Origin of the sequence: Oscillibacter sp. PEA192 (genome assembly GCF_003574015.1) — a bacterium.
GTDB lineage: Bacteria > Bacillota > Clostridia > Oscillospirales > Oscillospiraceae > Oscillibacter > Oscillibacter welbionis.
This window is the reverse complement of the sequence record NZ_AP018532.1, coordinates 1,187,215-1,212,715: the sequence shown is the minus strand read 5'-3', so window position 1 is coordinate 1,212,715 and position 25,501 is coordinate 1,187,215. Positions and strand designations below refer to the sequence as shown.

Annotated in this window: 21 protein-coding genes and 1 other RNA gene; 13 read left to right on the top strand and 9 right to left on the bottom strand. The window is 61.2% G+C overall.

Translation table 11 applies throughout. The annotated features are described in order from the left end of the window. Nucleotides 1–20: 20 nt before the first annotated feature. A complete protein-coding gene (locus DN611_RS05855; RefSeq protein ID WP_036629516.1) occupies nt 21–608 on the top strand; it encodes a hypothetical protein in 588 nt (195 codons plus the stop codon). A 96-nt stretch (nt 609–704) separates the two neighbouring features. On the opposite strand, the gene trhA is transcribed toward DN611_RS05855, so the two are convergent. The 3 genes from trhA to DN611_RS05840 form a co-directional block, all read right to left on the bottom strand. Further along, nucleotides 705–1,364 (bottom strand): PAQR family membrane homeostasis protein TrhA, encoded by a 660-nt coding sequence (trhA, locus tag DN611_RS05850; protein ID WP_021747810.1) that lies wholly within the window; start codon nt 1,362–1,364, stop codon nt 705–707. A gap of 188 nt (nt 1,365–1,552) precedes the next feature. Continuing rightward, entirely contained in the window at nt 1,553–2,959 is a 1,407-nt protein-coding gene (locus tag DN611_RS05845) for an alanine/glycine:cation symporter family protein (RefSeq protein WP_021747812.1), read from the bottom strand. Nucleotides 2,960–3,117: 158 nt separating this feature from the next. Then, the gene (locus tag DN611_RS05840) at nt 3,118–4,311 is read right to left on the bottom strand and encodes an immunoglobulin-like domain-containing protein (protein WP_119310860.1); all 1,194 of its coding nucleotides are present in this window, start codon (nt 4,309–4,311) and stop codon (nt 3,118–3,120) included. 324 nt (nt 4,312–4,635) lie between these two features. On the opposite strand from DN611_RS05840, the gene ssnA reads away from it, so the two are divergent. Then, nucleotides 4,636–5,979 carry a putative aminohydrolase SsnA gene (gene ssnA / locus DN611_RS05835; RefSeq protein ID WP_021747815.1) on the top strand — a complete coding sequence of 448 codons (1,344 nt, stop codon included), beginning with the start codon at nt 4,636–4,638 and terminating at the stop codon, nt 5,977–5,979. Nucleotides 5,980–6,051: 72 nt separating this feature from the next. Continuing rightward, nucleotides 6,052–9,003, top strand: coding sequence for a putative selenate reductase subunit YgfK (gene ygfK / locus DN611_RS05830; protein ID WP_119310859.1), 2,952 nt, complete (start codon nt 6,052–6,054; stop codon nt 9,001–9,003). Between the two features lie 52 nt (nt 9,004–9,055). On the opposite strand, the gene DN611_RS05825 is transcribed toward ygfK, so the two are convergent. After that, a complete protein-coding gene (locus DN611_RS05825; protein ID WP_158629831.1) occupies nt 9,056–9,940 on the bottom strand; it encodes a helix-turn-helix domain-containing protein in 885 nt (294 codons plus the stop codon). Between the two features lie 185 nt (nt 9,941–10,125). On the opposite strand from DN611_RS05825, the gene DN611_RS05820 reads away from it, so the two are divergent. From DN611_RS05820 to DN611_RS05805, 4 genes are all read left to right on the top strand, one after another. Further along, nucleotides 10,126–10,584, top strand: a complete 459-nt coding sequence (locus DN611_RS05820) for an RNA polymerase sigma factor (protein WP_119310857.1) — start codon at nt 10,126–10,128, stop codon at nt 10,582–10,584. Further along, the gene (locus DN611_RS05815) at nt 10,581–11,627 is read left to right on the top strand and encodes a DUF4179 domain-containing protein (RefSeq protein ID WP_119310856.1); all 1,047 of its coding nucleotides are present in this window, start codon (nt 10,581–10,583) and stop codon (nt 11,625–11,627) included. Before DN611_RS05820 ends, DN611_RS05815 begins: the two co-directional genes overlap by 4 nt. Nucleotides 11,628–11,727: 100 nt before the next feature. After that, a complete protein-coding gene (locus DN611_RS05810; protein WP_021747821.1) occupies nt 11,728–12,651 on the top strand; it encodes an AAA family ATPase in 924 nt (307 codons plus the stop codon). Then, entirely contained in the window at nt 12,651–14,375 is a 1,725-nt protein-coding gene (locus DN611_RS05805) for a hypothetical protein (RefSeq protein ID WP_119310855.1), read from the top strand. The genes DN611_RS05810 and DN611_RS05805 overlap by 1 nt, the downstream gene beginning before the upstream one ends. 51 nt (nt 14,376–14,426) lie before the next feature. Here the strand turns inward: DN611_RS05805 and DN611_RS05800 are convergent, their stop codons facing one another. Continuing rightward, a complete protein-coding gene (locus tag DN611_RS05800; RefSeq protein ID WP_021747823.1) occupies nt 14,427–14,897 on the bottom strand; it encodes an LURP-one-related/scramblase family protein in 471 nt (156 codons plus the stop codon). Then, nucleotides 14,894–15,757 (bottom strand): DUF3795 domain-containing protein, encoded by an 864-nt coding sequence (locus DN611_RS05795; protein ID WP_119310854.1) that lies wholly within the window; start codon nt 15,755–15,757, stop codon nt 14,894–14,896. Before DN611_RS05795 ends, DN611_RS05800 begins: the two co-directional genes overlap by 4 nt. A 209-nt stretch (nt 15,758–15,966) precedes the next feature. On the opposite strand from DN611_RS05795, the gene DN611_RS05790 reads away from it, so the two are divergent. After that, entirely contained in the window at nt 15,967–16,164 is a 198-nt protein-coding gene (locus DN611_RS05790) for an alpha/beta-type small acid-soluble spore protein (RefSeq protein WP_021747825.1), read from the top strand. 49 nt (nt 16,165–16,213) lie between these two features. Here the strand turns inward: DN611_RS05790 and DN611_RS05785 are convergent, their stop codons facing one another. Further along, the gene (locus DN611_RS05785) at nt 16,214–18,889 is read right to left on the bottom strand and encodes a transglycosylase domain-containing protein (RefSeq protein ID WP_160117411.1); all 2,676 of its coding nucleotides are present in this window, start codon (nt 18,887–18,889) and stop codon (nt 16,214–16,216) included. 305 nt (nt 18,890–19,194) lie between these two features. On the opposite strand from DN611_RS05785, the gene DN611_RS05780 reads away from it, so the two are divergent. The 4 genes from DN611_RS05780 to DN611_RS05765 all read left to right on the top strand — a co-directional run bounded on the left by DN611_RS05780 (nt 19,195) and on the right by DN611_RS05765 (nt 22,351). Next, complete coding sequence (locus DN611_RS05780) at nt 19,195–19,482, top strand: DUF1292 domain-containing protein (RefSeq protein WP_025544603.1); 288 nt, start codon at nt 19,195–19,197, stop codon at nt 19,480–19,482. A gap of 76 nt (nt 19,483–19,558) precedes the next feature. Further along, nucleotides 19,559–19,757, top strand: a non-coding RNA gene (gene ssrS, locus DN611_RS05775) — 6S RNA. Between the two features lie 205 nt (nt 19,758–19,962). Beyond that, complete coding sequence (locus DN611_RS05770) at nt 19,963–21,540, top strand: peptidylprolyl isomerase (RefSeq protein WP_119310852.1); 1,578 nt, start codon at nt 19,963–19,965, stop codon at nt 21,538–21,540. A gap of 82 nt (nt 21,541–21,622) precedes the next feature. Continuing rightward, nucleotides 21,623–22,351, top strand: coding sequence for a tRNA threonylcarbamoyladenosine dehydratase (locus DN611_RS05765; RefSeq protein ID WP_119310851.1), 729 nt, complete (start codon nt 21,623–21,625; stop codon nt 22,349–22,351). A gap of 52 nt (nt 22,352–22,403) precedes the next feature. Here DN611_RS05765 and DN611_RS05760 read toward each other — a convergent pair whose 3' ends face one another. Then, the gene (locus DN611_RS05760; protein WP_119311893.1) at nt 22,404–22,721 is read right to left on the bottom strand and encodes a hypothetical protein; all 318 of its coding nucleotides are present in this window, start codon (nt 22,719–22,721) and stop codon (nt 22,404–22,406) included. Between the two features lie 293 nt (nt 22,722–23,014). On the opposite strand from DN611_RS05760, the gene DN611_RS05755 reads away from it, so the two are divergent. Further along, nucleotides 23,015–24,397 (top strand): MATE family efflux transporter, encoded by a 1,383-nt coding sequence (locus DN611_RS05755; RefSeq protein WP_119310850.1) that lies wholly within the window; start codon nt 23,015–23,017, stop codon nt 24,395–24,397. A gap of 54 nt (nt 24,398–24,451) precedes the next feature. On the opposite strand, the gene DN611_RS05750 is transcribed toward DN611_RS05755, so the two are convergent. Further along, on the bottom strand, nt 24,452–25,498 hold the full coding sequence (locus DN611_RS05750; protein WP_119310849.1) for a DUF4179 domain-containing protein: 1,047 nt from the start codon (nt 25,496–25,498) through the stop codon (nt 24,452–24,454). Nucleotides 25,499–25,501 lie beyond the last annotated feature (3 nt).

The window sequence follows — 25,501 nt, the reverse complement described above, 5'->3', positions numbered from 1 at the left end:
CCGGCGGAAAGGAGCATACCATGGCCCCAGAGCAGACGAACGCCAAACGGCACGGCCCCAACCGGGCCACGACGGTGATCTGTCTGGTACTGATTCTCGCTGCCGCACTGGTCATTGCCCGCATGGTGAAATTCCGGTCACAGGTGGACGTGACACTCCCGGCGGTCCTGTGGGAGGATGGCGAGGCCACGGCCGTGAACACCACTCTGCATTTCCACGGGGAGATGGTGAAGCAGTGGGGGCAGGATGACAGCTTCAGCGGCTATCTGGAACTGGAGGAACAGCCCTTCACCTCTGAGGAAGCCAGCAAGGTCTGGCTGACCATGGCCCATGAGGGCGGCGGCCTCAACCGGGGCCTGCTCGAATACGGAAAGTTCCCCGCCCACACGTTTTTCGGGGAACTGTACACAGACCGGGAATATACGCAGTTCTTCCTGTTCCCCTTTGAGCGGGTCCCCGGCGAGGACGACGGAACGTCAACCTACGTAGCCGGCTCCTCCGTCTATGTCGCTCCGGCAGCATCTCTGGACGAGGCAAAAGCTCTGCTGGAGTCGTACGGCTTGATGGAGTCGCACGGCCTTCCGATACCGGATGAAAGCCCGCAATAAACAGCGCCAGTGTTCCAATTGCACAGATTCCAAAAGCAGCCCGGCGGATATTCCGCCGGGCTGCTTTCGTTTTCAGTCAGATTTTTCGCCACTGCGTCACAGCACATACAGATATACCGCCAGATAGTGGAAGAAAGACCCCGCCAGAATCAACAGGTGGAACAGTTCGTGGAAGGTCCACTCTGCAGAGATGTTTGGCTTCTTGACGGCGTAGAACACCGCTCCCACCGAGTAGCAGATCCCGCCCAGAGCCACCAGCGTCAGGCAGGGCTGGCCCAGAGCGGTGAAGTCCTTTGCCACAAACACCACAGACCATCCCATGATGAGATATACTGCCGTGGACAGCATCCGTGGTGCGTTGATCCACAGCATCTTCGCCAGCACCCCCGCCAGGGCCACGCCCCAGAGGATCAGGCAGAATTGTGTTCCCCTGGGCTGGGGCAGCAGCACCACGCAGAAGGGCGTGTAGCTGCCGGCAATCAGCACATAGATCATACTGTGGTCCATTTTCCGCAGCACCCGCTTCACTCCGCCGCTGGCGGCAGTGCCGGGATAGTAGTGATAGATGGCGCTGGCGGCATACAGTGCCGCCATAGACAGACAGAAGCACAGGGCCGCCGCCACCGCCGGTATGGCCGCATCCGTCCAGACGCCCCGAAGCAGATACAGCAGACCGCCCCCCAGGGCGGCCACCGCGCCGAGCGCATGGGTTTCACAGCTGATGGGGTCCTGGGCCTTTGCAAACAGTTTGCGCATGGAATGGTCTCTCCTTCTTGAAATCCGGCATCATGCCGTCCGCATCATATAATATAGTTTTCGATATTATATTAAGCGATTTCGTTTTTTATTTCAAGTAGTTTTTGTAAATTTTCTGTTTCTATTCCATTCTATGCAAAAAAAGCGGACGCCGAAGCGTCCGCTTTCAAAGCCCTGCCGTTTTTATTTCAGTTCCAGTATTCGGTCTTTTCCTTCAGGTCGATGTCCGCGGCCCGGAACACGGGGTTCTTGCCGGCCCTGCGCTGCTCGGTATAGTTCCGCAGGGCTGCCGCCGCCGGACGGGAGAGGACCGCGATCACCGGAATGTTGATGAGCACCATGACGCCCATCAGCACGTCAGACAGGTTCCACACCAGATCCAGCGTGAGGCCGGCGCCCAGGAAAATCAGTCCCATGGCAATCAGGCGGAACACCACCATGAACCGCTTGGAGGGCACGTGCCCCAGCAGATACGCCAGGGCATTGTCCACATAGTAGAGGTTTCCGATCAGAGTTGTGAAGGCAAAGAGCACCATGGCCACGGTGATGAAAACGGGACCCAGGGTGCCGAAGGAGGCGGCCAGGGCCGACTGCACATAGGGGGCGCCCTGCAGCTCCACTGCGGGCTCCACACCGGAGCACAGCAGCATGAAGGCGGTGGCGGAGCAGATCACCAGCGTGTCCAGGAAGACAGACAGCATCTGGACCAGCCCCTGCTTCACCGGATGGCTGACATTGGCAGAGGCGGCAGCGTTGGGGGCGGAGCCCACGCCGGCCTCGTTGGAAAAGAGGCCCCGCTTCACGCCCTGCATCACGGCAGAGCCGGTGAAGCCGGCGAAGATGGCTTGGAAATCGAACGCCTCGGAGAAGATCCGTCCGAACACCTGGGGAATCAGCCCCACGTTCATGACGATGACCACCAGGGCCACCAGCACGTACAGTCCGCCCATGATGGGCACCAGAGTGGAGGCGAAGGCGATGATCCGCTTGCCGCCGCCCATGACGCAGTACCCGGTCAGCAGCGCCACGATGCCGCCGATGATCCAGGGCGTCCACTCCGGGGAATAAAAGCTGTATCCGGAGAAGGTGGACTGGAGGTTGTAGGAGCAGAGCATGTTGAAGCCGCCGGCGTAGGTGGCGATGAGGCTCAGGGCAAACAGCACCGCCAGGGGACGGCTGTGGAGGGCCGCCTCAATATAATAGGCAGGGCCGCCGTAACTCTCGCCGGTCTCCGGGTTCCGGCGCTTGTAAATCTGCGCCAGCGTGGATTCGGTAAAGGCCGTGGCGCCGCCCAGCAGGGCGATGAGCCACATCCAGAACACGGCGCCGTAGCCGCCCATGCAGATGGCCACGGACACGCCGATAATGTTGCCCGTACCTACCCGGGAGGCGGTGGACACCATCAGCGCCTGGAAGGAGGACACGCTTCCCTCCTTCTCCGGCCGCTCCACCACCACGCGGATGGCCTCCCGCAGCAGCCGCAGCTGCGGGAACCGGTTCCGAATGGTGAAAAACAGTCCGGCGGCCACCAGCAGAATCACCAGCAGGTAGGTATACATCCAGTTGCTCAAATCCGCAATGATCTCTCCCAGCATGTGTGCATCTCTCTCCTTTTTAATGTTGGGGAATGGTCGGGAAATCGTTTCAATCAGCCCGAATAGAATATCAGAGCTTTTGTGCCCTTGTCAATGGAAAATCCCAAGATTTTGCAGTATTCTACGGAAAAACCGGCAAACCGCCGGCCCCGCAGTCTCTATTCCGCCGGATAGCCGCAGAGATCGCCGGGATCAGTCAGTTCAGCGTCCGGCACAAAGTCAACCGTCAGCGTGCCGTCCTTCTCCGTTTCATAAGTGATGTGCAGGAGTGCTCCGGATTCCAGCCAGGAAAGGTCCCTCACTGCCGTGGCCCGGTCATCCAGCTCCCGGATGGTCCAGGACCTGCTCCATGTTCCGCTCTCCGGGTCACAGCGTATGACGCTGAATTCTGCAGGGTCCTCCGTCAGGGAAGCAGCCCGCATCCCGTCGCCTGACCAGATCCGATAGCGGGCGGTATTTTCCGCCAGCCGGTCATCTGTCATCGCCTCCGCCGCGGGTACCAGGAAGGATCCGGAGCCGGAGGGCAGCAGAAACGCCTTCTCACTGTCGTACTGTTCTGTGCTCTCCCAGTCTGCGCCGTTGGAGAGGTATACGTCCGTGCCGTCCGTCACGATGTAGGAAAATCGTTTCTCCGTGATCTCTCCGCCGGTCCGCATCCGCCAGAGAAAGCCGCGGCCGTCATAGATGACGTCGATCAGCATGGGCCAGCTCTCATAGTAGTTCTGAAGGGTCCGCAGCTGGCAGGGGATGCCCAGGGAGACCTTCTCCAAAAATATCTCCGCCGCATCCGCATTCTCCGTTCCCGCCTCGGTAAACACCACGGCACCGCCGGCGGAGAGCTCCGCCGGGTCGCCGTACTCCGGCACCTCCTCCATGGGGCCGAAGCCGTAAGGCGTCTCTGCGGAGATGACCGCCCCCTTTGTCAGGGTGAACTCCGCCGCGGCCGTATATTCTCCGATCTCTTTGATGACGCGGAACGTACTGCCGCCGGAGAAGTCGTAGTCAAACAGGGACAGGATGCACGGAAACGCCTGCTTTTCACCGGACGGCAGGGTATACAGCATGGCATCCCATCCGGCGTTCTCAGCCAGGGGCACCTGGGTCCAGCTGCCGTCCGCCTCCCGCACATCCAGCCAATAGGGCGCCCCATACTCCAGAGATTCCCCTTCCCCCTCATAGGACAGGATGCACCACACCGTCTCCACCGACGGGTCGTAAGTCTCCCACTCCGTGGTCAGGGCGGTCCGGGGCGGGTCATCTGTTTCGTATACCGTTGTCACCGCAATGTCGCCGGAATCGCCGCATCCCGTCAGCAGCGCAAAAGCCAGCAGGCAAATCCAAAGCCGTTTCATTCTGACGCCTCCTCTTTCTCTGATTCCATCGCTTTCTTTATTTCATTTCATGTAGACGGACCCGGTTGGGAATAAGTTCCGCCGCTTTCCGGCAAACTACACAAAATCCATCTGAAAATTTTTGAGCTTCCCTGCTTGCATTTTAGGCTGCTGTCCGGTAAAATACAAGTACAAGGGAAGAATGATAGCTGCAACGAAGTGCTGCGCGCACGGGCTGACACCTATCATTCCGGTCTTTTGGTAGGTGTTTCAAACCGACAGCGGTTTGAAGCGCCTTTTCTTTTTATCAGATATGCAAAAGACGGACAAAAGGAGGTCATTTTTATGATTTTACTGGCAAACGGCAAGGTCATCACCCGGGATCCGGAGGGCATCGGCTACCTGCCGGACGGCGGCGTGGTCACCGATGGCGGCAAGATCGTGGAGGTCGGCACCACCGCGGATCTGAAGGCCAAGTACCCCCAGGCGGAATTTGTGGACGCTCGTGGCGGCGTCATCATGCCGGGCCTTATCAATGCCCACACCCACATCTACTCCGCCCTGGCCCGGGGCCTCTCCATCGATGGGTACAACCCCACCAGCTTCTATGAGGTGCTGGACGGCCAGTGGTGGTACATTGACCGGAATCTGGACCTGGAGGCCACCAAGGCCAGCGCCCAGGCCCTGGTGATCGACTCCATCAAGCAGGGCGTCACCACCATTTTCGACCATCACGCCAGCTTCTGTGAGGTCCCCGGCTCCCTGATGCGGATCGCCGAGGTGACGAGGGAATTCGGGATGCGGGCGTGCCTGTGCTATGAGGTCAGCGACCGGGACGGGGAGGAGAAATCCCTTCAGTCCGTGCAGGAGAACAAGGACTTCATCGACTACTGCGAGCAGAACCCCTCCGATATGCTGAAGGCCATGTTCGGCGGACATGCCCTGTTCACCATCTCCGACAAGACCTTTGACCGGATGGCGGCGGCCAACAGCGGCCGGGTGGGCTATCACATCCACGTGTCCGAGGGCATGAACGACGTGTACGACTCCCTCCAGAACTACGGCCGCCGGCCCGTCCAGCGGCTCCAGGACCACGGCATCCTGGGACCCAAGACCATCCTGGGCCACTGCATCCATGTGAACACGGCGGAAATGGATATCATCAAGGCCACGGACACCATGTGCGTCAACAACCCGGAGAGCAACATGGGCAACGCCGTGGGTATCTCTCCGGTGCTGCAGCTCTACAAGAAGGGCATTCTGATCGGTCTGGGTACCGACGCCTACACCAACGACATGCTGGAGTCCATCAAGGTGGCCCTGTGCTCCCAGCGGCACAACGCCTGTATGCCCAACGTGGGCTGGTGCGAGGTGACGGACATGCTGTTCCGCAACAACGCCAAGATGGCGGAGCGCACCGGCTTCCCCACTCTGGGCGTGCTGAAGCCCGGCGCGGCGGCGGACGTGATCGTCATGGACTACAAGCCCTTCACACCGTTCTCTGATGCCAACATCGACGGACACATGCTCTTCGGCATGACGGGGCGGCAGTGCCAGACCACCATGATTAACGGCAGAATCCTGATGAAGGACCGGGTCCTGACGGAGATCGACGAGGAGGCCGTGAATGCCCACATTCTGGAGAGCAGCAAGCGTCTGTGGGGCCGGCTGAACCACAAGGAGTATTGATGACCGGCCGATGTGCCCCTGCGGAAGCAGTGCGCATTCGTATTTCAGGAGTTATTCTGAGGAGGAAAAACTATGTCTGAGTTAATGACCCCCATTCCCTTTCGGGAATTGATGACCTGGATCACCACCGAATACCGCCGGGACGGCGCCGTGTTCGGCGTCCACAAGCCCTACAAGGCCGGCATGAAGAAGCTCCCCATCTTCGGGGAGACCATCGAGACTCCGTTCGGCCCCGCCGCCGGCCCCAACACCCAGCTGGCCCAGAACATCATTGCCGGCTATTTCGCCGGCGCCCGGTTCTTCGAGCTGAAGACCGTCCAGAAGATGGACGGCGCGGATCTGGCCGCCTGCATCAACCGCCCCTGCATCCTGGCGGAGGATGAGTGCTACAACTGCGAGTGGTCCACGGAGCTGTATGTCCAGCAGGCCTTTGAGGAGTATGTGAAGGCCTGGTGCGCCCTGAAGATCATGGCAAAGGTCTATGGTCTGGGCGATCCCAACGGATTCGTGTTCAACATGTCCGTGGGCTATGACCTGGCAGGCATCCAGGGTGAGAAGATCGACACCTTCCTGAACGGCATGGTGGACGCCTCCAAGACGCCCATCTTCCAGGAGTGCATCGCTGTTTTGAAGGAGTTCTTCCCGGGAGAAAGCGATTATATCGACACGATCACTCCCCATGTGTCCGGATCCGTGACGGTGTCCACCCTCCACGGCTGCCCGCCGGACGAGATCGAGCGGATCGCCAGCTACCTGCTGGAGAAGAAGCACCTGCACACCTTCGTCAAGTGCAATCCCACCATCCTGGGGTACGAGACCGCCCGGTCCATTCTGGACTCCATGGGCTATGACTATATCGCCTTCGACGATCACCACTTCAAGGAGGACCTGCAGTACGCCGACGCGGTGCCCATGTTCCACCGCCTCCAGGCCCTGGCAGACAAGGAGGGGCTGGAATTCGGCCTGAAGCTCTCCAACACCTTCCCTGTGGACGTGAAGGCCGGGGAACTGCCCAGCGAGGAGATGTACATGGCGGGCAAGTCCCTCTTCCCCCTGACCACCACCATGGCCGCCATGATGGCCAAGGAGTTTGGCGGGAAGCTGCGCCTCTCTTATGCCGGCGGTGCCGACGCCTTCAACATCGACAAGCTGTTCGCCTGCGGTATCTGGCCCATCACCATGGCCACCACCGAGCTGAAGCCCGGCGGCTACCAGCGGTTCACCCAGATCGGAGACAAGCTGGACGCTCTGGACTTCAAGCCCTTCACCGGCGTGGACGTGGTCGGCATCGAGGCCCTCTCTCTGGCGGCCCGGTCCGACAAGTACCATGTGAAAGCCATCAAGCCCCTGCCCCGCCGCAAGCTGTATGACAAGGTGCCCCTGCTGGACTGCTTCACCGCTCCCTGCAAGGGCGGCTGCCCCATCCACCAGGACATTCCGGAGTATATCGAGCTGTGCCGGAAGGGCGCGTACGCCTCCGCCCTGCGGCTCATCACCGAGAAGAACCCCCTGCCTTTCATCACGGGCACCATCTGCGCCCACAACTGCATGACCAAGTGTATGCGGAATTATTACGACGAGCCCGTGAACATCCGCGCCACCAAGCTGGTGGCGGCCGAAAAGGGCTATGACGCCTACATGTCCAAGATCACGCCTCCCGCGCCGGTGACGGACGGCCGGAAGGTGGCCGTCATCGGCGGCGGTCCCACCGGCATGTCCGCGGCGTACTTCGTGGGCCGGGCGGGCATCCCCGTGACGCTGTTTGAAAAAGCGGACCGCCTGGGCGGCATCGTCCGGCAGGTGATCCCCGCCTTCCGCATCAGCGACGAGGCTATCGACAAGGACGTGGCTCTGATGGAGAAGATGGGCGTGGAGGTAAAGCTGAACACCGAGGCCCCCTCTGTGGCAGAGCTGAAGGCACAGGGCTATACCCACATCTTCTTCGCCGTAGGCGCCTGGAAGGCCGGACGGCTGGACATCCCCGGCAACGTGGTGCCGGTCATCGGCTGGCTGCGCGACATGAAGGCGGGTAAGGACGTCTCCCTGGGCCATGTGGCCGTGGTGGGCGGCGGCAACACCGCCATGGACGCCGCCCGGGCCGCTCTGCGGGCCGGGGCCAAATCCTCTACCCTGGTGTACCGCCGGACGAAGAAGTATATGCCCGCCGATGCGGAGGAGCTGGAGATGGCCATTGCCGACGGCGTGGAGTTCCTGGAGCTGGTAGCCCCTGTGGAGCAGAAGGACGGCAAGCTGATTTGTGAGAAGATGAAGCTGGGCGACCCGGACGACAAGGGCCGCCGCAAGCCCGTCCCCACCGGCGAAATGGTGGAGATCCCCTGCGACACCGTGGTCTCCGCCGTGGGCGAGAAGGTTGAGAGCGAGGTTTTCACCCGGAACGGCATCACCGTGGACGAGAAGGGCATCCCCGCCTTCAAGACCAATCTCGAGGGCGTCTACGCCGGCGGCGACGCCATGCGCGGGCCCGCCACCGTGGTGGAGGGCATTGCCGACGCCCAGTATTTCGCCAATGCCGTCATCGGCGAGGCCCACAAGTTTGCCATCCCCGCCAAGGCCGTAGCCACCCGGGAGGAGGCCGTCGCCAAGAAGGGCGTCCTCTGCGAGAGCGCCAAGTGCGAGGGCAACCGGTGCCTGACCTGCAACGTGGTGTGCCAGGTCTGCGCCGACGTGTGCCCCAACCGGGCCAATGTGGTCATCGAGCTGCCGGACGGCCGCCAGCAGATCCTCCATGTGGACCGGATGTGCAACGAGTGCGGCAACTGCGCCGTGTTCTGCCCCTACGACTCCGCCCCCTACCGGGAGAAGTTCACCCTGTTCCTGACCCGGGAGGGCTTTGACGAGAGTGTAAACAATCAGGGCTTCCTGCCTCTGGGCGGGAAGAAGGTGCTGGTGCGCCTGGACAGCAAGGTGTTCGAGGCAGATCTGGACGCCAAGAACGACCTGCCCGCCGACATCGAGGTGTTCATCTGGACGGTGCTGACCAAGTACGCCTATCTGATGGGATAACCGAACAGACACAAAGGCAGGAGGCCGGGAGACCGGCCTCCTGTTTTTGTGTTTAGTGCTTTCCCCTGCCGGACCGCCTCCAGGTTATGGCTGCAGCGCAGATGAAATACACCCCAATATGGAGCACCAGCGCCACCAGGCCAAAGCCCGCCTCCGCCGTCAGCAGGAGAAGGACTCCCTGTGCGACGGTGTATAGCAGGGCAATGATCCGTTCCTGCCGCCTGCGGGTCTCGTCCGGCTCCCCGCCCAGCCGCCAAAACTGCCGCACCGTGCACCAGACCGCCGCCGCCAGGAAAAGGGCCAGCACAGGCAGGTCTCTCAGCTTGCCCAGCTGGACATACCAGGCGGTCTGACCGACGCCGTACAGCCCTACCGCCACGCCCGCGGCGTACCAGGAGGAAAACTGGGAGGCCGTCTGTTCCCGTCGCCGGATAGGCGGCTGGGCCAGCAGCCAGAGCCCCGCCAGGGCCACCGCCGCCCAAAGGGCAAAGAGCCACTCTACGCCGTGAGCTTTCAGAAAACCAGCCAGGCCGGTGTAGATGCGGACCCACTCCACCCCCGCCGGAGCCTCGGAAACCACGACAGGAAAGACGGCGCTCAGAATCCCCATGGTCACCATACCCAAAGAACCCGCGCCGGTGACGATGCCGCCGGCGATATACCAGGGCCAGTCTCTGTGAACAGAGGGCCTTTCCGTTCCCTGCAGGAACTCCGCCGCCGAAAGCCGATCCTCCCCATCCTGTTCCTCATCCAGCAGCCATTCCACGTCCACGCTGAACAGCCGGGCGCAGGGCAGCAGTTTCGCCGCGTCCGGCAGGGCCGCCCCCTGTTCCCAGCGGCTCACCGCCTGACGGGAGACGCCCAGCTGTTCCGCCAGGGCCTCCTGGCTCAGCCCCTCCCGCTTCCGCAGCCCGGTCAGCTTCTCTCCAAAGGTCATGAGTCTTCCTCCTCCAGTCTCTTTCGCTGGTCCCATCATACCAAGCGCCGCCGGGAAAGTCCACCACAGCCACCTGACACCGCCGCAACCAAACGCAACATTCCCGCCAAAACAAATGTAATGTTTTTTCTCTTTGCAGCAATTCCGCCCTCTGCCGGGTATTCCTTACAGAAGGATGTGATCACATGCCCGATACCGCCGAAGCCGTGGCGCAATACGGCTCCGCAGTCTACCGGCTGGCCTACGCCATGACCCGCTCCCGCAGCGACGCCGACGACGTGTTTCAGGAGGTTTTTCTCCGGCTCCACCGGTCCGCTCCGGATTTTGCGAATGAGGAACACCGACGTGCGTGGCTCCTACGGGTGACGGCCAACTGCGCAAGGAGCCTGCTGGCCTCCCCCTGGCGGATGCGGACCCTCCCGCTGGAGGATGTCTATTCCTACCAAGACTCCGTGGAATCCGCTGTGGACGAGGCTCTGGCCCATCTCCCCGGCAAATACCGGGCCGTCATCCACCTGTTCTACTATGAGGGCTATCAGACGGAGGAGATCGCCCGGATTCTGGGCCGGTCTCCCTCCACCGTCCGGGCACAGCTGACCCGGGCCCGGCAGAAGCTGCGGACATTGCTGAAGGAGGATATATGAACTTTTCCAAAACCTACCGCCGGATGAACGAGCCTGTCGGCCCGTCGCCGGACCTGATCCGCAAGACTCTCTCCCACCCTGACCGACACCGCCTCCCCCTGCGCCGGCTGGCGGCGGCCGCTGCCGTGGCGGCAGTGCTGCTGGCTACCCCAGCCCTGGCGGTCCGGTCGGAGACGGGATATGCGGTTTTATACCGGATTGCCCCCGCCGTAGCCCAGTTCTTCCAGCCGATACAGGAAGCCTGCACGGACAGCGGCATCACCATGGAGGTAGCGGCCGTCCGGGTGGAGGGAGACACTGCCCAGGCGTACATCGTCCTCTCCGGCGGTCCTGTGGACGCCACCACAGACCTGTTTGACAGTTGGTCCTTCCACCTGCCCTTTGACCAGACCGGCCGCTGTGAGCGGGTGGCCTGGGACGAGGCCACCGGGACAGTCACTTTTCTCTGCACTGTGAAAACCATGGACGGCTCCCCCATTCCCACCGGCGGCAAGATGACCTTCTCCGTCCGGCAGCTGCTGACAGGCAAGAAGGCGATGGAGGGCGTGACGGTGGACCTGAAGCTGACGAACTATGCCCAAGAGGCGGAGACCGCCCTCACCTGGGGGGCTGATCCCCCTGCCGCAGGGGTGAGGGAGCCGGAGGTGACCTATTACTCTGCCACCGGTGGAAGCGGCGATCTGGCTTCCGTAATGCTGCAACCCGGTGAAGTCCTGGCGGAGCCCGCGGAGGGCCTGCCCATCACAGCCGCCGGTTACGCAGACGGCCTCTTCCACATCCAGCTGTGCCGGGGAGACGCCTCCAGGACGGACAACCACGCGTTTTTGTGGATGGAAGATGCCGACGGCAGGGAATTCCATTGTACCGGTATCTCTTATTTTACAGGTGAGACGGCTGGCGGCCGGACGGATTATATGGACTTTCTCTTTGCCGTCCCGCCGGAGGAGCTGGCAGGATGCACCCTCCACGGCAACTTCTATACCGCCGCCACCCTGACGGAGGGCCTCTGGCAAGTGACTTTTCCCCTGGAGAATACAGATTGATCCTTTCAGCGCGCCCGGTGAATGTCGGGCGCGCCTTTTTCTCTTGCCATTTTCAGGAATCATGCTATGATAGAGTCAGAAAACACGGGAGGTTCACACTATGTTGGATATGCTGGAATTTCTGCGGGATGAAGGCGTCAGCGCCGACATCACTGCGGAGATCGAAAAATTTCGGGACGCCTATCCGGAGGAGGACGAGACCCTGCGGCGCCGGGTCCCCGATCCCCGGTATCTCTATTATGGAAAGGACATCTGGGAGGAGGCCATCACCGCCATCCTCTGCGGAGAGAACCTGTTGCTGGTAGGCCCCAAGGCCACTGGCAAGAATGTGCTGGCGGAAAACCTGGCCACCGTGTTCGGCCGCCCCAGCTGGAACGTGTCCTTCTACATCAACACAGACGCCGCCACCCTGCTGGGCACGGACACCTTTGAAAACGGCGCCGTACAGCTGCGGAAGGGCCCCATCTACCAGTGTGCGGAGACCGGCGGCTTCGGCGTGTTGGATGAGATCAACATGGCCAAGAACGAGTCTTTGGCGGTGCTCCACGCCACGCTGGACTTCCGCCGCTCCATCGACATGCCTGGCTATGAACGCATTCCCCTTCACGACGCCACCCGCTTCATCGCCACCATGAACTACGGCTACGCCGGCACCCGGGAGCTGAATGAGGCTCTGGCCTCCCGGTTCGTGGTGATCGACATGCCCGCCATCACCACCGAGGGGCTCATCAAGCTCCTGAAGCGGGAGTTCCCCTCTCTGAAAGGCGTGTATGCCGAGCAGTTCGCCGGATTGTTCCAGGACATTCAGAAGAAATGCGACGGCGGAGAGCTTTCTACCAAGCCTCTGGACCTGCGGGGCCTGCTGGCCGCCGTGCGACTGATGCGCACCGGGCTGGAGGGCAACCGGGCGCTGGATCTGGGCCTTGTCAACAAGTCCTTTGATGACTTTGAGCGGCAGCTGGTGCGGGACGTGATCCGCACCCGCCTGCCGGAGACGCTCCGCCGTGAGGATGTGTTTGACTGATGGAGATCCTGGACAGTGAGAAGCGGCGGGCCCGGAACCTGATCTGGAACGCCGCTGCGGATTACTCCTTTGAGCCAGACTTCAAGGCATACGACGAGGATGGCCGTGCAGACCTGTATTGGAACAGCATCATCGGCGCCGTGCGGAAGAATTACGGAGCAGAGACCATAGAAGGGCTGTTTGAATCCCTCCACGGCTGCTCCAAGGAACAGCTCTTTGAGCAGCTGCTGTGGCTGGGGCTGGAAAACGCCGTCTACCAGCGGGAGGCTCCCCGCCGGCCGGCGCTGCCCTCCCTGCGGCGGAGCTATGCCCGCCGGGCCGTGGCTCTGGACCAGCGGGCAGATCCCGGCGACCTGCTGGCCACGCTGGAAAACGCCCACTTCTGCCGGGCCCTGGGGCAGAGCGAACCGCCCCTGCTGCCCAGGGACCGGGAAATGCTGGATGCCCTGGAGTTCCCCGGAGACCTGGACGGCCCTGCCATTGCGGAGCGGGCCCTGGCATTCCTCCACACCTATTTCCATTTCACCCCCGGCGAGACCCAGGCCCAGGAGTCGGAGGAGCGGAAACGGCGCCGCCCCCTCTTCGCCTTCCGCCGCCGGTCCGAGGCGGACCTGCTGCCCGCCGTGCGGGCCTTTGGCCACGGGTTCGGGGAGCATCTGGTGAAGGGCCAGGGCGGCGGAGCCAACGCAGAGCCGGTCCAGCGCCGCCTGACGGACTACAACCTGGCCCAGACGGAGGCCGCCCTGCGAAAATACATGCGGGGCTACTTCGGCGCCCCCCTATACGACCAGTCGCAGCTGGAGAGCCTGGAGCGGGAGCTCTGCGTGGACGAGCACCAGGGCTGCCACCTGTACTACGCCACCGGAGACGACACTCATGAAAAGCTCAAGGGCTATGTGGCCGCCCAGCGGCGCAACGCCCTGCGACAGATGGAGCTGAACCGGGCCGCCTACGAAGCCGACGCCACCCGCCACCGCACCAGCATCCGCCGCCTCACCGCCCGCATCCGCAACGCCATGCTGGCTTATCTCCAGCCCACCCCTGTCCGTGCCGCCTCCGGCGCGCTGGATGCCGGCCGCATCTGGCGGGGCGTGTACTTGGACGACAACAAGGTGTTCACCCGTATTCTCCAGTCGGATCCCGGCGACCTGTCGGTGGACATTCTTCTGGATGCCTCCAGCTCCCAGATCGACCGGCAGGCGGTGGTGGCCGCCCAAGGCTATATGATTGCCGAAAGCCTTACCCGCTGCCACATTCCGGTGCGAGTATCCTCCTTCTGCTCCCTCAGCGGATACACCGTGGTGACCCGCTATCGGGACTACTATGAGACGGGCAAAAACGACCGCATCTTCAATTACTTCACCACCGGCTGCAACCGGGACGGCCTGGCCATCCGGGCCTTGGCCAAGGGACTGGAGGACTCCCCCAGCGAACACAAGCTGGTAATCCTCCTCTCCGACGTGAAACCCAACGACGTGATCCAGATGAACCACAGCGGAAGCTTTGTGGAATACGCCGCGGACAACGGCATCCAGAACACCGCCATGGAGATCCGGTCCCTGACCTACAAGGGCATCAACGTCATGTGCGTTTTCACCGGGAATGACGACGACCTGCACGCCGCCCACACCGTCTATGGCCGGAACTTCGCCCGCATCCGTTCCCTGGACCAGTTCGCCGACACGGTGGGTTCCCTCATCCAAAACCAAATCCGCAGTCTGTAAAGCACGCCGCCCTTTCGGGCGGCGTGCTTTACATTCATTCTTGGGCGGCGCTCAGTTCCGGGAGCACTTCTCCGCGTCGATGGCTAGCACCAGCATCAGTACGCACAGCGCGCTGCCCGGGTCCGCCACGTCGATCACGTAAGTGTCCGTCCAGTGGAGCAGCTCCTTGTGGATGGACGCCACCTGCGCCCCGCAGGCCTCCGTCACCCGGTAATCCCACTCCAGGAAGTCGCCCTCCACACGCCAGCCGTTGCAGTCGATGTCAAATTTCGGCGTGAAAAATGTGAATTCCTTTTGGATGCAGCCCACATACTGATCCTGGACGTACAATTCAAATTTGGGCAGAAAGGTCAGCACCTGCTCCCGCACAGTGCCGATGTGGTCTCCCGCCGCATTCAAAATGTGGAGGCAGTGTCCCCAGGCCAGCTTTCCCTCCACAGTGTAGACGGTGTTCCCCGCCTCGTCGTAGATGTCATAGCTGTCAAACCAGGAGAACAGCCGCTGTCTGAACAATAATCTCATAGAACCTCCTTCTGCAGTGCCGCCGGCTGATATTCCCGGAACCGCTTTGCTGTCCGGTAGAGATAGACCAGCTTCACGATCCCCACCACCAACAGGCCGATGGCGTCCGCCAGTATCGCCAGAAGACCCAGAATTGCCGAAATCAATGCCAGGAAGATGCATCCAAACAACCCCAGCAGCAGGCCGATCCACCATTTCCAAAGCAGCCGCCACTTCCCCGCCAGCTCCGGGTCAAGCTCCTCCAAAACCTCTGCATGGGCATAAAACTCCTGATATGCGGCACAGAGCTCCAGCACCATGACCGGCAGGGAGAGCAGCCACCACAGCCAGTTCCCCTCCGGAATTGCCGGAAGCAGCAGCACACCGCTGATGATGCCGCCAGCCAAATAGCACAGGGCCGCCGTGCGGTACCGGCCTGCCGCCTCCCGCAGCTGCCACAAAAGGACACCATAGGCCAGGGAAATCAGAAATGCCAGCACATTTCCAACGACTCCGGCAGTTGGAAACGCTCCCGCCACAGTATCCATGGTCAGAATGTTGCTGAAAACACTGGGAATCACCAGCCAGAACAGCAGCCACAGCCACTTGGCCAGCACAGGGGCATTCCGGTCCAGCCGCGCCCGGCGCTCCCGCTCTGCCTCCACGGCCCACAGCCGGTTCTGGGGCATATCTCTTCGCCGCAGGGCACAGCCGGTAGAAAAGGTGCAGGTCACACATGCCGTATGCCCCTTCTCCCGGCAGCAGTCCGCAATGGGACAGCCGCCGGAAAACCGGCGCCCCGGCCCATCCTGACAGCCGGGACAGTCCAGCTGCTCTTTCCAGGTACATGCGTCGCACATTCGCCCGCAGATGCCCTCCATCGCCAGTGCCTCCCTTTGTTTTTTTGAGATTATATCATAATCCGCCTTTCCGATGGGTAACAAATCTATGACATTTTTCTCCAAGACGTCCCTGCCAACAAATTTTTCCGCCAGAAAAACCGCATATTCTCCCGTCCCGGAGTCAAACTATGCTCGCGATACCCAGTAACCCACACGCAACAAATGTATGATGAAAAGGAGATTCAATTATGTCTAGCAAGAATAGCAATAAGATCAACGTTCCCGAGGCCCGTGCGGCTATGGATAAGTTCAAGATGGAGGCTGCCGCCGAGGTGGGCGTCAACCTGAAGGAAGGCTACAACGGTGACCTGTCCTCTCGTGAGGCCGGCTCCGTCGGCGGCCAGATGGTCAAGAAGATGATCGAGTCCTACGAGAAGAACCTGTAACTTCCCACTGGACACAGTGAAGCGGCCCGGCAATCGCCGGGCCGCTTTCTCATGTTCCTGTGTTGTCTCCCCAGAAACCGCTCCACCAATCGCCGCCGGCGTCTCCAAAGCCGCCGCTGGGATCGTTGGGATCCGGCTCCGTAGGCTGGTCTCCGCCGCCGGAATCGCCGCCGGAGGGGTCCTCTGTCGGCGTATCCGGATCTATGGGCACATCAGGGTCGTTGGGATCAGGCGGCTGCCAGTTGGGATCGCTGGGATCCAGCCCCCCATTCGGGTCATCGGGGTCCGTAACTGCAGCCGACGTGTGGACGGGACATCCGCCGGGGCTGGTCTCCGTGGGGGCCACTGCCTTTTCCAGGGTGCTGATGAGATAGGCGTCGTCGGAGGCAGTGATGCTCTCGCCGTAATCCTCCCGCACATAGTCCAGATAGCCCTTCTGCACGATGGACTCCGCCGGGCAGAACTCACCGGCCAAGCAGTTACCCTCGGTGCAGATGTCCACCATCTTGTGGAGCGTGCACTCCGTCGTGGGCTCCGTGCCCACAGCCACCTCATAGGATACCGTCCGGTCCCCTCTGGAATCGGCGCGGCAGGCATCCGTCGCCAGCATACCGCTGTCCGCGCAGACACTGACCGTTGTCAGGCCGCTGCTGGGACGGTTGAAGGACTTGTCCGGCAGATCCGCATGGACCTTCTCCATCACCTGCCGCCACAGGGAGGCCGCCGGGTTCACGGAGTAGCTGATCCGCTCGTTGTTCTTGTAGCCCACCCAGACCGCCGCGCAGTAATACGGCGTGTAGCCTGTGAAATAACGGTCATAGTTGTCGTTGGTGGTGCCGGTTTTTCCTGCAATGTGCATCCCGCTGAATCGAGCGCCGCCGCCGGTGCCGCCGGACTCATTCACCGCCCGGCGCAGCATGTCCGTCATCAGATAGGCGGTGGTCTCCTTCATGGCCACCCGCTGCTCCGTCTCCTTTTCCAGCACCACGGTGGAGTTGTCGTTGGCCAGAACCTTTACGTAGGTCTTGGGCTCATTGTACACACCGCTGTTGGCGAAAGCAGCGTAGGCCGCCGCCATCTCCACCGTGCTGAGGCCGTAAGTCAGGCCGCCCAGCCCCAGCGGGCTGACGTTCATATCCTCCGGTGCCAGACTCAGCCCCAGATTTTCGGTGGCGAATTGGTAGGCCGCCGTGACCCCAACCTTTTCCAGTGTCTGCACCGCGATGGTGTTGATGGATGCCTTGACACCGTTGCGCACGGATGTCCAGCCCGTGTAGGTGTTGGGCGAGTTCTTGGGCCATGGATTCCCATTCAGCAGGCGGACCGGGTAGTTGTCAAAGGTGGTTGCCGGGGAGACTGCCCCCGCATCCAGCGCCGGGGCATAAGCCGTCAGCGGCTTGATGGAGGAACCCGGCTGCTGGATATCCGTTGCATAGTTCCACAGCAGGTTTCCGGACTTGGGTCCCATATCGCCCACCATGGCCACGATGTTGCCGGTGGAGGGCTCGATAATGGTAATGCCGGAGTGGATCAGCTGTCCGCTGGCGGAGGTGAGGTTGTTCAGACTCCCCCGGTCCTCGTAGACAGACTCCGCAATCTCCTGAATCTTCGGGTCCAGCGTGGTGTAGATGTTGTAGCCGCTGTTGTAGATCCGGTTCAGGGCCTCTTTTTCGGTGATGCCGTACAGGTCCGCCAGATCCGCGGAGACATCCCGCAGCACCTGGTCCACGAACCAGGAGTTGACATTGGCGCCGCCGGTAGCCTCCGTGACAATGTCCTGAGCGGAAGTGGTGCCGTCCGTGAAATGCAGCTCCTCCGCCTTGGCGGCCTCGGCCTCCTCCTCTGTCAGATAGGTGAGCCCGGTGACGCCCACATCGTCATTGCCGCCGGCCATCCGGGTCAGGATCATCTCCTGGCGCTCCTTGTTCAGCTCCCGGGGCGTGACGGTGCTGCCGTCCTCCCGGGTGATGGTGATGGTGGACATGGGACCATACAGGGAGGGGTTGTTGGTGATGGCGATGAGGCAGGCGCATTCCGCCGGATCCAGCTCCGACACATCCTTGCCGAAGTAGAACTCCGACGCGGTCTGGACGCCGTAGCAGCCCTGTCCCAGATAGATGGTGTTCAGGTACATCTCCAGGATCTCCTGCTTGGTGTAGTTCTTCTCGAACTCCAGGGCCCGGAAAATCTCCCGCACCTTGCGGTTGATGGTGTTGCCGTCGTCGCCGGTCATGTTCTTCAGCACCTGCTGCGTCAGGGTGGAGCCGCCGAAGGTGGCCCGGCTGCCGGTGAAGAAGTTCAGCGTGGCGGAGGCGGTTCGGGTCCAGTCCACGCCGTTGTGCTCAAAGAATCGGTGGTCCTCAATGGCTACGGCCGCCTGCCACAGCGCGTCCGGGATCTGTTCATAGTCCACCCAGATGCGGTTTTCCGTGCCGTAGACGGTCTGGTATTCCACCCAATCTCCGGTGTCCCTGTCCTGGTAATAGATGATGGAGCTGAGATTCATGGTGTAGTCGTCGGCGTTGACCTCCAGCGTAGGGGCCAGTGTGGTCCGGACGTACATCATAAAAAGCCCGGCAAGCATCGCCACTGTGCAGATGCCCACCAGCAGGACCGTCCCCAGGATGAAGACGACCTTGTGTCCCGTTCGTTTGGTGCTTTTCTGCTGTCTGGGTTCCCGGCGGGGGATCATCTCATGGGATCCCTCCCGTCTTCTGCGTTCCAATGCAGAGCACCTCCTTCTTTTGAATTTGAATTTTCTGCAAAAGCAGTCTGCCGCGCCGCCTGTCTGCGGCCGCAGAGGCTCAGAGTCCTCCATAATATGTTCTATTGTACCATCCCATGTCAATATCGAAAATGTCGTATTTTACCGAAAAAAAGTTTCTTATCCGCATGGTTTTTCTGCTTTTGGGCAGGATAAATCCATCCCCAGCGCCCCAGTTTCCCACATTTCCAAAAGTTCACCCCCTTGCAATCTTCTGGAAAGTCAGTTACAATACCCCTAGAGTACAGACAGAAGGAGGACGCCCCATGGCGGATGAGTACGGCCCCACTTTCATCACAGTCACAGACGAGGACGGCCGCGAGATCGTGCTGGAGTTTGTGGACGCGCTGGAATACAACGGCCAGCAGTACCAGGCTTTCTTCCCTGCGGAGACAGAGGGAGAGGATGAGGATCCGGACAATGGACTGGTGATCCTGAAGGTCCTCCACGAGGACGGGGAGGATCTGCTGTCCACGCTGGATTCCGACGAGGAACTGGACGCGGTCTATGACCTGTTCATGGAGTCCCTGTTCGACGAGGACGGAGAGTCCTGACACTCCATACAAAAATTTCTCTCCGGGTCCGCTGGTTTCCTCTTGCATCCCGGGCCGGGATGTGATACGGTGAATATGTGCCCTGCGGGGTTTGTGATAGGTCTTTTTTTAACCCACATTTCGTTATACGGGATGCCGGATCAGCGCGTGGTTCGCAGGCCTCCCGGCTGCTGTCTGCGGCTGGAAGTTGGAAGTGGTAAAGCGCGTTGGAGGCAACCCACCTGGCCGTGAAGGTGCAGGTTATAACGGGCCTACACGGCTCTCGCGGGGCACGTTTTCTGAAGGGGCGGTCTGGCCGCTCCGCTTTTTTTTGCGGATCAGCCAAAAAATCCCCTGTTTTTGCCGATCCTGCCGGATCGCGGCGGGGATTCCGCAAATTTCTCTTGCAGAATCCGGCCATATCCAGTATAATATCAAAGTGCGTAATTTCCGGTTTCTTGCAAACCTTGCACCTGAATACTTGAGAGGACTGAAACACACATGAGCGCATCAAGAGAAAAAAAGACCCGCCAGGACCTGTCCGGCTCCGGCTGGAACGATCCCAAGACCGCCCGGGAGGCCAAGCAACGCCAGAAGGAGCACAGCACCAACCTTCTGTATGGCACCATCGGAGTGGTATTCCTGGTAATCGCCATTGCCGCCGTCATCTGGAAGTCCAACATCATTCCCAAGACGGCTACGGCGGCCACCGTCAACGGTGAGAAGTACACCGCCGCTGAGGTCAACTTCTATTTTGAGAACTACTATCAGAACTTTGTCAACGGCAATTACAGCATTCTGAGCATGATCGGGCTGGACACCGGCACGTCCTTGAAGGACCAGACCATCTCCTCCAGCGCCGTCATGTTCGTCACCGACGCCACCGAGGGCGAGACTTGGTACGACTACTTCGCGGACAAGGCCCTGGAGCAGTTGGCCGGCGTCCAGGCCATGAATGCCGCTGCAGAGGCCGAGGGCTTCACCTGGAACGACGAGATGCAGGCCGACCTGGACGACACCATGGAGTCCCTTGCCTCCGCTGCCAGCACGTACGGCTATACGGAAAAGCAGTATCTGGGTCTCATCTACGGCAGCACCATGACCCGCAGCATCTATGAGGAGCAGACCCGGCGCAGCCTGCTGGCCACCGCCTATCTCCAGTCCTATCAGGACAGTCTGACCTACTCCACCGACGAGCTGGAGGCCGCCTATCAGGAGGACCGGACCGCCTACGATCTGGTGGACTGTGCGTATGTCCGCGTCAACGGCGCCGCAGCTGATACAGATGAAGAGGGCAACTCCATCGAGGTCACCGACGAGATGAAGGCGGAGGCCATGGCCGCTGCCAAGACCACCGCAGATGCCATCTACGCCGCCTACAAGGCGGGCACCTCTCTGGAGGATGCAGCCGCAGAGTATGAGTCCACCGCCACCTATGCCTCTTCTGACAGCTTCTCGTACAGCTCCTCTGTTCTGGGTGAATGGCTGTATGACGATGCCCGGCAGGCCGGCGACTCCGCCGTGCTGGAGGACAGCGACAGCAGCAACTACTATGTGGTGGTCTTTAACGGCCGCTCCCGCAACGAATACAACACGGTGAACGTGCGCCACATCCTGATCCAGCCGGAGGCCTCCGAGCTCTCCGAGGATGACGAGGGCTATGAGGACGATGTGGCCGCCAAGGACGCCGAGGCCGCGCAGAAGGCCCAGGACATCCTGGACGAGTGGAAGGCCGGCGACGCCACCGAGGACTCCTTTGCCGCGCTGGCCAATGAGTACTCCCAGGATCCCGGGTCCAACACCACCGGCGGCCTGTATGAGCAGGTCTATCAGGGCCAGATGGTGACGGAGTTCAACGACTGGTGCTTCGATCCCGCCCGCCAGACCGGCGACACCGGCATCATTCACAACGAGAGCACCGGCTACCACGTCATGTACTTCGTGGGCTATGACCAGCCCTACTGGGAGATCCAGGTGTCCGCAGATCTGGTCAATGACGCCGTGGATACGTTCTACGAGGAGAAGACCGAGGGCTATACTGCGGAGCAGTCCTCCTTCGGCATGAGCTTTGTGGGTTGATTCCCATTCACAACACAAGACGTCCGGCTTTGAAATTTCAAAGCCGGACGTTTTCCACCTGTTTGCAACAAGGAGGTCCGTTATGGAACATCCCTTTCTCCGCAACGAGATGCTGTGGGGCCCGGAGGCCCAGGCCCGGCTTGCTCGGGCCCACGTGCTGCTGCTGGGGCTGGGCGGCGTGGGCAGCTACGCCGCCGAATGCTTGGCCCGGTCCGGAGTCGGCGAGCTGACCCTGGTGGACAGCGACACCATTGCCCTCACCAACCTGAACCGCCAGCTGGAGGCCCTCCACTCCACCCTGGGTCAGCCCAAGGCGGAGGCGGTGGCCGCCCGTCTGCGGGACATCAATCCGGATGCAGAGCTCCATCCTGTCCACGGTCTCTATGACGCCGCTCATCGGGACTGCTTCTTCCCGGAGGGCTGCCGGTACGATTACATCGTGGACGCCATCGATCTGGTGTCCTGCAAGCTGGATCTGGCAGAGACTGCCCTGAAGCTGAACATCCCCCTGATCGCGGCCCTGGGCACAGGCAACAAGCTGGATCCCACCCTCCTCCAGGTAACGGACATCTCCAAGACCTATGGCTGCCCCCTGGCCCGGGTGATGCGCAAGGAACTCCGGACCAGAGGCATTCACCATCTGAAGGTGGTGTTCAGCCCGGAGAAGCCCGTCTCTCCCGCCCAGCCGGAGGCGCCGCCCCCCGGCCGCCGCAGTGTGCCCGCCAGCAATCCCTGGGTTCCCGCCACAGCCGGTCTGCTGCTAGGCAGTGCTGTTGTGCGGGACCTGATTGCCCAGGTCTCTCTGCCCTGATAAAAAGCAGCGGCCCGCAGTTTGCGGGCCGCTGCTTTATGGAAAGCGTTCCTTATACCGCATCTGTCTTCTCCACAGAAACCGCCACAGGCACCGGATCCTCGCTCCCAAGCTCTCCGGTATAGGTAACTGTGACGCTGTCCCCCTCTTCAAGACGCCCCTGATCCACATCCTCGCCAAAGTCGAAAACCTGATAAGTCCCATCGTCAGTAAGCAGAACCAGGAAATCCCCCATACAGTTCACCACACCATTGACCGTTGCGCTGTCCTCTTCCTTCCCGTCGTTGCCGGCGTCCGTCTTTTCAGAGCCGCAGGCCGCCAGCGTCAGCAGTATCAGCGCCGCCAGGATTCCTGTGAGCAATCCTCTCATGTATGTTCCATCCTTTTCCTTGTGATTTTGTACAGCGGAGCCACTGCGGACAGGCACGCCTGTCCGCACCGCCTGTACATCCATATAGATAGGTCCGGCCGCCAAAAGGTTGCCGGCATCCGGCGGCTTCTTTGAAAACATTCTGTGAACAGACCGCTGTCCAGTGCGTTGACTTTTACCGCCGCCCATGTTATGCTGAAAAAAATTGATGCTTACCCAGTGGGCAGGGCGGTGCTCTGCCGCTGGGACTTTTTATCACGGCGGGCGGTGCGCCCGCCGGAGGAGGGATCCGTATGACGGCCGATCAGGAGTCCCGCAGCCCGCTGGAAACCGAGCCGGTTCAAAAGCTGATCGTCCGCTACGCCATCCCCACGGCCCTGACGCTGATGGTCAACTGCCTCTACAACATCGTGGACCAGATCTTTGTGGGCCAGGGCGTGGGGATCACCGCCATGGCGGCCATCAACGTGGCGTTCCCGGTGGTCATTCTGGTGAATGCCGTGGCCCTGCTGCTGGGAGACGGCAGCGCCGCCAACATCAGCCTGTGCCTCGGCCGCCGCCAGCAGCAAGAGGCGGATGACACCATCGGTCACGCCGCCACCCTGATTGCCGCCAGCGGTCTCTGTGCGGCCATCGTCAGCTGGTGCTTCGCCCCCCAGATTGCCCGGCTCTTCGGCGCTACGGACACTGCCTGGCCGGAGGCTGCAGCCTATCTCCGGACCATTGCCTGGGGCCTGCCCTTCCAGCTGATCTGCCCGGCCTTCACCGCCATCATTCGGGCGGACGGCCACCCCCGGTACAGCATGGGCTGCATGATTACCGGTGCCGTCCTCAACCTGATTCTAGACCCCGTCTTCATCTTCCCTCTGGGCATGGGCGTGGTGGGGGCCGGCATTGCCACAGTCATCGGCCAGGTGGCGGCCGGGGTGCTGTTTCTGGCCTACCTGCCCCGGCTGCACACAGTCCGGCTCCGGCGCCAGGCGCTGCGCCCCACCATTAGGCTCACCGGGCGGATTCTGGCCCTGGGGGTTCCCAGCCTGCTGACCCAGATCCTCACTGCCCTGGTACAGATCACCCTGAACAACCTGCTGCGGGTTCACGGAGCGGCCAGCGTGTACGGCAGCGACATCGCTCTCTCTGTCTACGGAATGATGATGAAGGTCTATCAGATTGCCCACTCCATGTTTGTGGGCGTCTCCTCCGCCGTACAGCCTATCAACGGTTACAACTTCGGGGCGAAGCATTTTCTTCGGGTGCGGCAGACCTTCCGCACGGCCGCCGCCATCGCCCTGGTAATTTCGGGGGTGTGGTTCCTCGTGTTCCAGCTGTTTCCCCGGCAGATCGGGATGCTGTTCGTCTCTGACAGCCCCCTCTACCTGGACTGTGCCCAGCACTGCTTCCGGCTGTATATGGCCGCCTTCTTCCTGTACGGCCTGCATCTGGCCACCGCCTCTTTCTTTCAAGGGATCGGCCGGCCGGTACCCTCCCTTGCCATTCCCCTGGCCCGGCAGGGCGTGTTTCTGATTCCCCTGGCTATTCTGCTGTCCGGCCGGTTCGGCCTGGATGGTGCCCTGCTGGCCGCCCCCATTTCCGACATGCTGACCTTCCTCCTGAGCTTGCTGCTGGTCCGGCGGGAGTTTGCCGTCTGGCGGCAGAGGGACTGGATAGAAACGTGAAAGTGACAAAAACGCCCCGCCTGCTTTTGGCGGGGCGCTCTTTGCAAGTCTCACTTAATTCAACGGAATTTCTGCATCGCCAAAGCGGATAGCAACGATATCCGTCACATCCAGCGGCACCGGCCAGTCAAAGCTGACATACCATCCGCCGTCCTCCATTCTGCTTCCACCGCCGCCACGGTTCTCTACTTCGGTCCCGTCGGCCAGGATCACGGTTGCGTGGAGCCGGTCCATCAGTCCGTCGCAGTAGAAGGAGGCACCTGTTGCGGTAATTTGGAGGTTCGTTAGCGTTGCAACAGCCGGGTGAGATTTTCCCCCTGTACCCTCTAAGGCGCCGCCATCTTTGCCGGTAGCCTGATCCCAGACCATGTGATTCGACAGCACTTGAACTCTGTCGATGGTGATGGTAGGAGACAGGCTCTCTGCCGCCAAAGGAATCGAGAAAGACCACTCTCCTTCACACAAGGCCTCATCCTCTGCCCCGCCGGTACGGCGGCGGATCAGGTCGTTCAGATCGATCTCCAGCGCGTAATCTCCTCTGTTCAGCTGGTTACCAGTGGAGATGGTGGCGGAGAACTCCAGCAGCATCCGGGCTGCGCCCTCCCGGGTGATCCCGATACTGTCCAGGCCGTACCCAGCCCCACCATGCTGGCCCCCACTGGGGTCAGGGACGATCTCCGCACGCATCCTGTCAAAGGAATACTGGGCATCTCGGTCAAAGTCCCAGCCCGTCACGTCCAGCAATGCCCAGATCTGACTGCTGCCCACGGTGATACTGTCCACAGTGACGGTCACGTCCCCGCTGGTAACGCTCTCCCCCACTTTTCGGGTCAGGCCGTCGATCACCAGGGATTGGGATTCCGTCATCGAGCTGCCGGTCTCCTCCTCCCACTTCTGCTCAAACCACCACCAGAGGGTGGGACTGGCCACTGCCAGGACCGTGCCCGCCAGCGCCAGCGCCAACGCTGCGGCAATCAGCCCTGCCTTGGAAATATGGTGTCTAAACGCTGCCTTCTCCTGTTTCGGCACATTGGCTACCTCCTTTCGCAGCTGCTCGGAGGCATGGATCTGCTCAAATGTCTCCCGATAGATGTTCTGCATGGC

Bases quoted from the DNA above. Each gene is read 5' to 3' on its own strand.
- DN611_RS05855 (WP_036629516.1), top strand. From the start codon at position 21: ATGGCCCCAGAGCAGACGAACGCCAAACGGCACGGCCCCAACCGGGCC.
- trhA (WP_021747810.1), bottom strand. From the start codon at position 1,364: ATGCGCAAACTGTTTGCAAAGGCCCAGGACCCCATCAGCTGTGAAACC.
- DN611_RS05845 (WP_021747812.1), bottom strand. From the start codon at position 2,959: ATGCTGGGAGAGATCATTGCGGATTTGAGCAACTGGATGTATACCTAC.
- DN611_RS05840 (WP_119310860.1), bottom strand. From the start codon at position 4,311: ATGAAACGGCTTTGGATTTGCCTGCTGGCTTTTGCGCTGCTGACGGGA.
- ssnA (WP_021747815.1), top strand. From the start codon at position 4,636: ATGATTTTACTGGCAAACGGCAAGGTCATCACCCGGGATCCGGAGGGC.
- ygfK (WP_119310859.1), top strand. From the start codon at position 6,052: ATGTCTGAGTTAATGACCCCCATTCCCTTTCGGGAATTGATGACCTGG.
- DN611_RS05825 (WP_158629831.1), bottom strand. From the start codon at position 9,940: ATGACCTTTGGAGAGAAGCTGACCGGGCTGCGGAAGCGGGAGGGGCTG.
- DN611_RS05820 (WP_119310857.1), top strand. From the start codon at position 10,126: ATGCCCGATACCGCCGAAGCCGTGGCGCAATACGGCTCCGCAGTCTAC.
- DN611_RS05815 (WP_119310856.1), top strand. From the start codon at position 10,581: ATGAACTTTTCCAAAACCTACCGCCGGATGAACGAGCCTGTCGGCCCG.
- DN611_RS05810 (WP_021747821.1), top strand. From the start codon at position 11,728: ATGTTGGATATGCTGGAATTTCTGCGGGATGAAGGCGTCAGCGCCGAC.
- DN611_RS05805 (WP_119310855.1), top strand. From the start codon at position 12,651: ATGGAGATCCTGGACAGTGAGAAGCGGCGGGCCCGGAACCTGATCTGG.
- DN611_RS05800 (WP_021747823.1), bottom strand. From the start codon at position 14,897: ATGAGATTATTGTTCAGACAGCGGCTGTTCTCCTGGTTTGACAGCTAT.
- DN611_RS05795 (WP_119310854.1), bottom strand. From the start codon at position 15,757: ATGGAGGGCATCTGCGGGCGAATGTGCGACGCATGTACCTGGAAAGAG.
- DN611_RS05790 (WP_021747825.1), top strand. From the start codon at position 15,967: ATGTCTAGCAAGAATAGCAATAAGATCAACGTTCCCGAGGCCCGTGCG.
- DN611_RS05780 (WP_025544603.1), top strand. From the start codon at position 19,195: ATGGCGGATGAGTACGGCCCCACTTTCATCACAGTCACAGACGAGGAC.
- DN611_RS05770 (WP_119310852.1), top strand. From the start codon at position 19,963: ATGAGCGCATCAAGAGAAAAAAAGACCCGCCAGGACCTGTCCGGCTCC.
- DN611_RS05765 (WP_119310851.1), top strand. From the start codon at position 21,623: ATGGAACATCCCTTTCTCCGCAACGAGATGCTGTGGGGCCCGGAGGCC.
- DN611_RS05760 (WP_119311893.1), bottom strand. From the start codon at position 22,721: ATGAGAGGATTGCTCACAGGAATCCTGGCGGCGCTGATACTGCTGACG.
- DN611_RS05755 (WP_119310850.1), top strand. From the start codon at position 23,015: ATGACGGCCGATCAGGAGTCCCGCAGCCCGCTGGAAACCGAGCCGGTT.
- DN611_RS05750 (WP_119310849.1), bottom strand. From the start codon at position 25,498: ATGCAGAACATCTATCGGGAGACATTTGAGCAGATCCATGCCTCCGAG.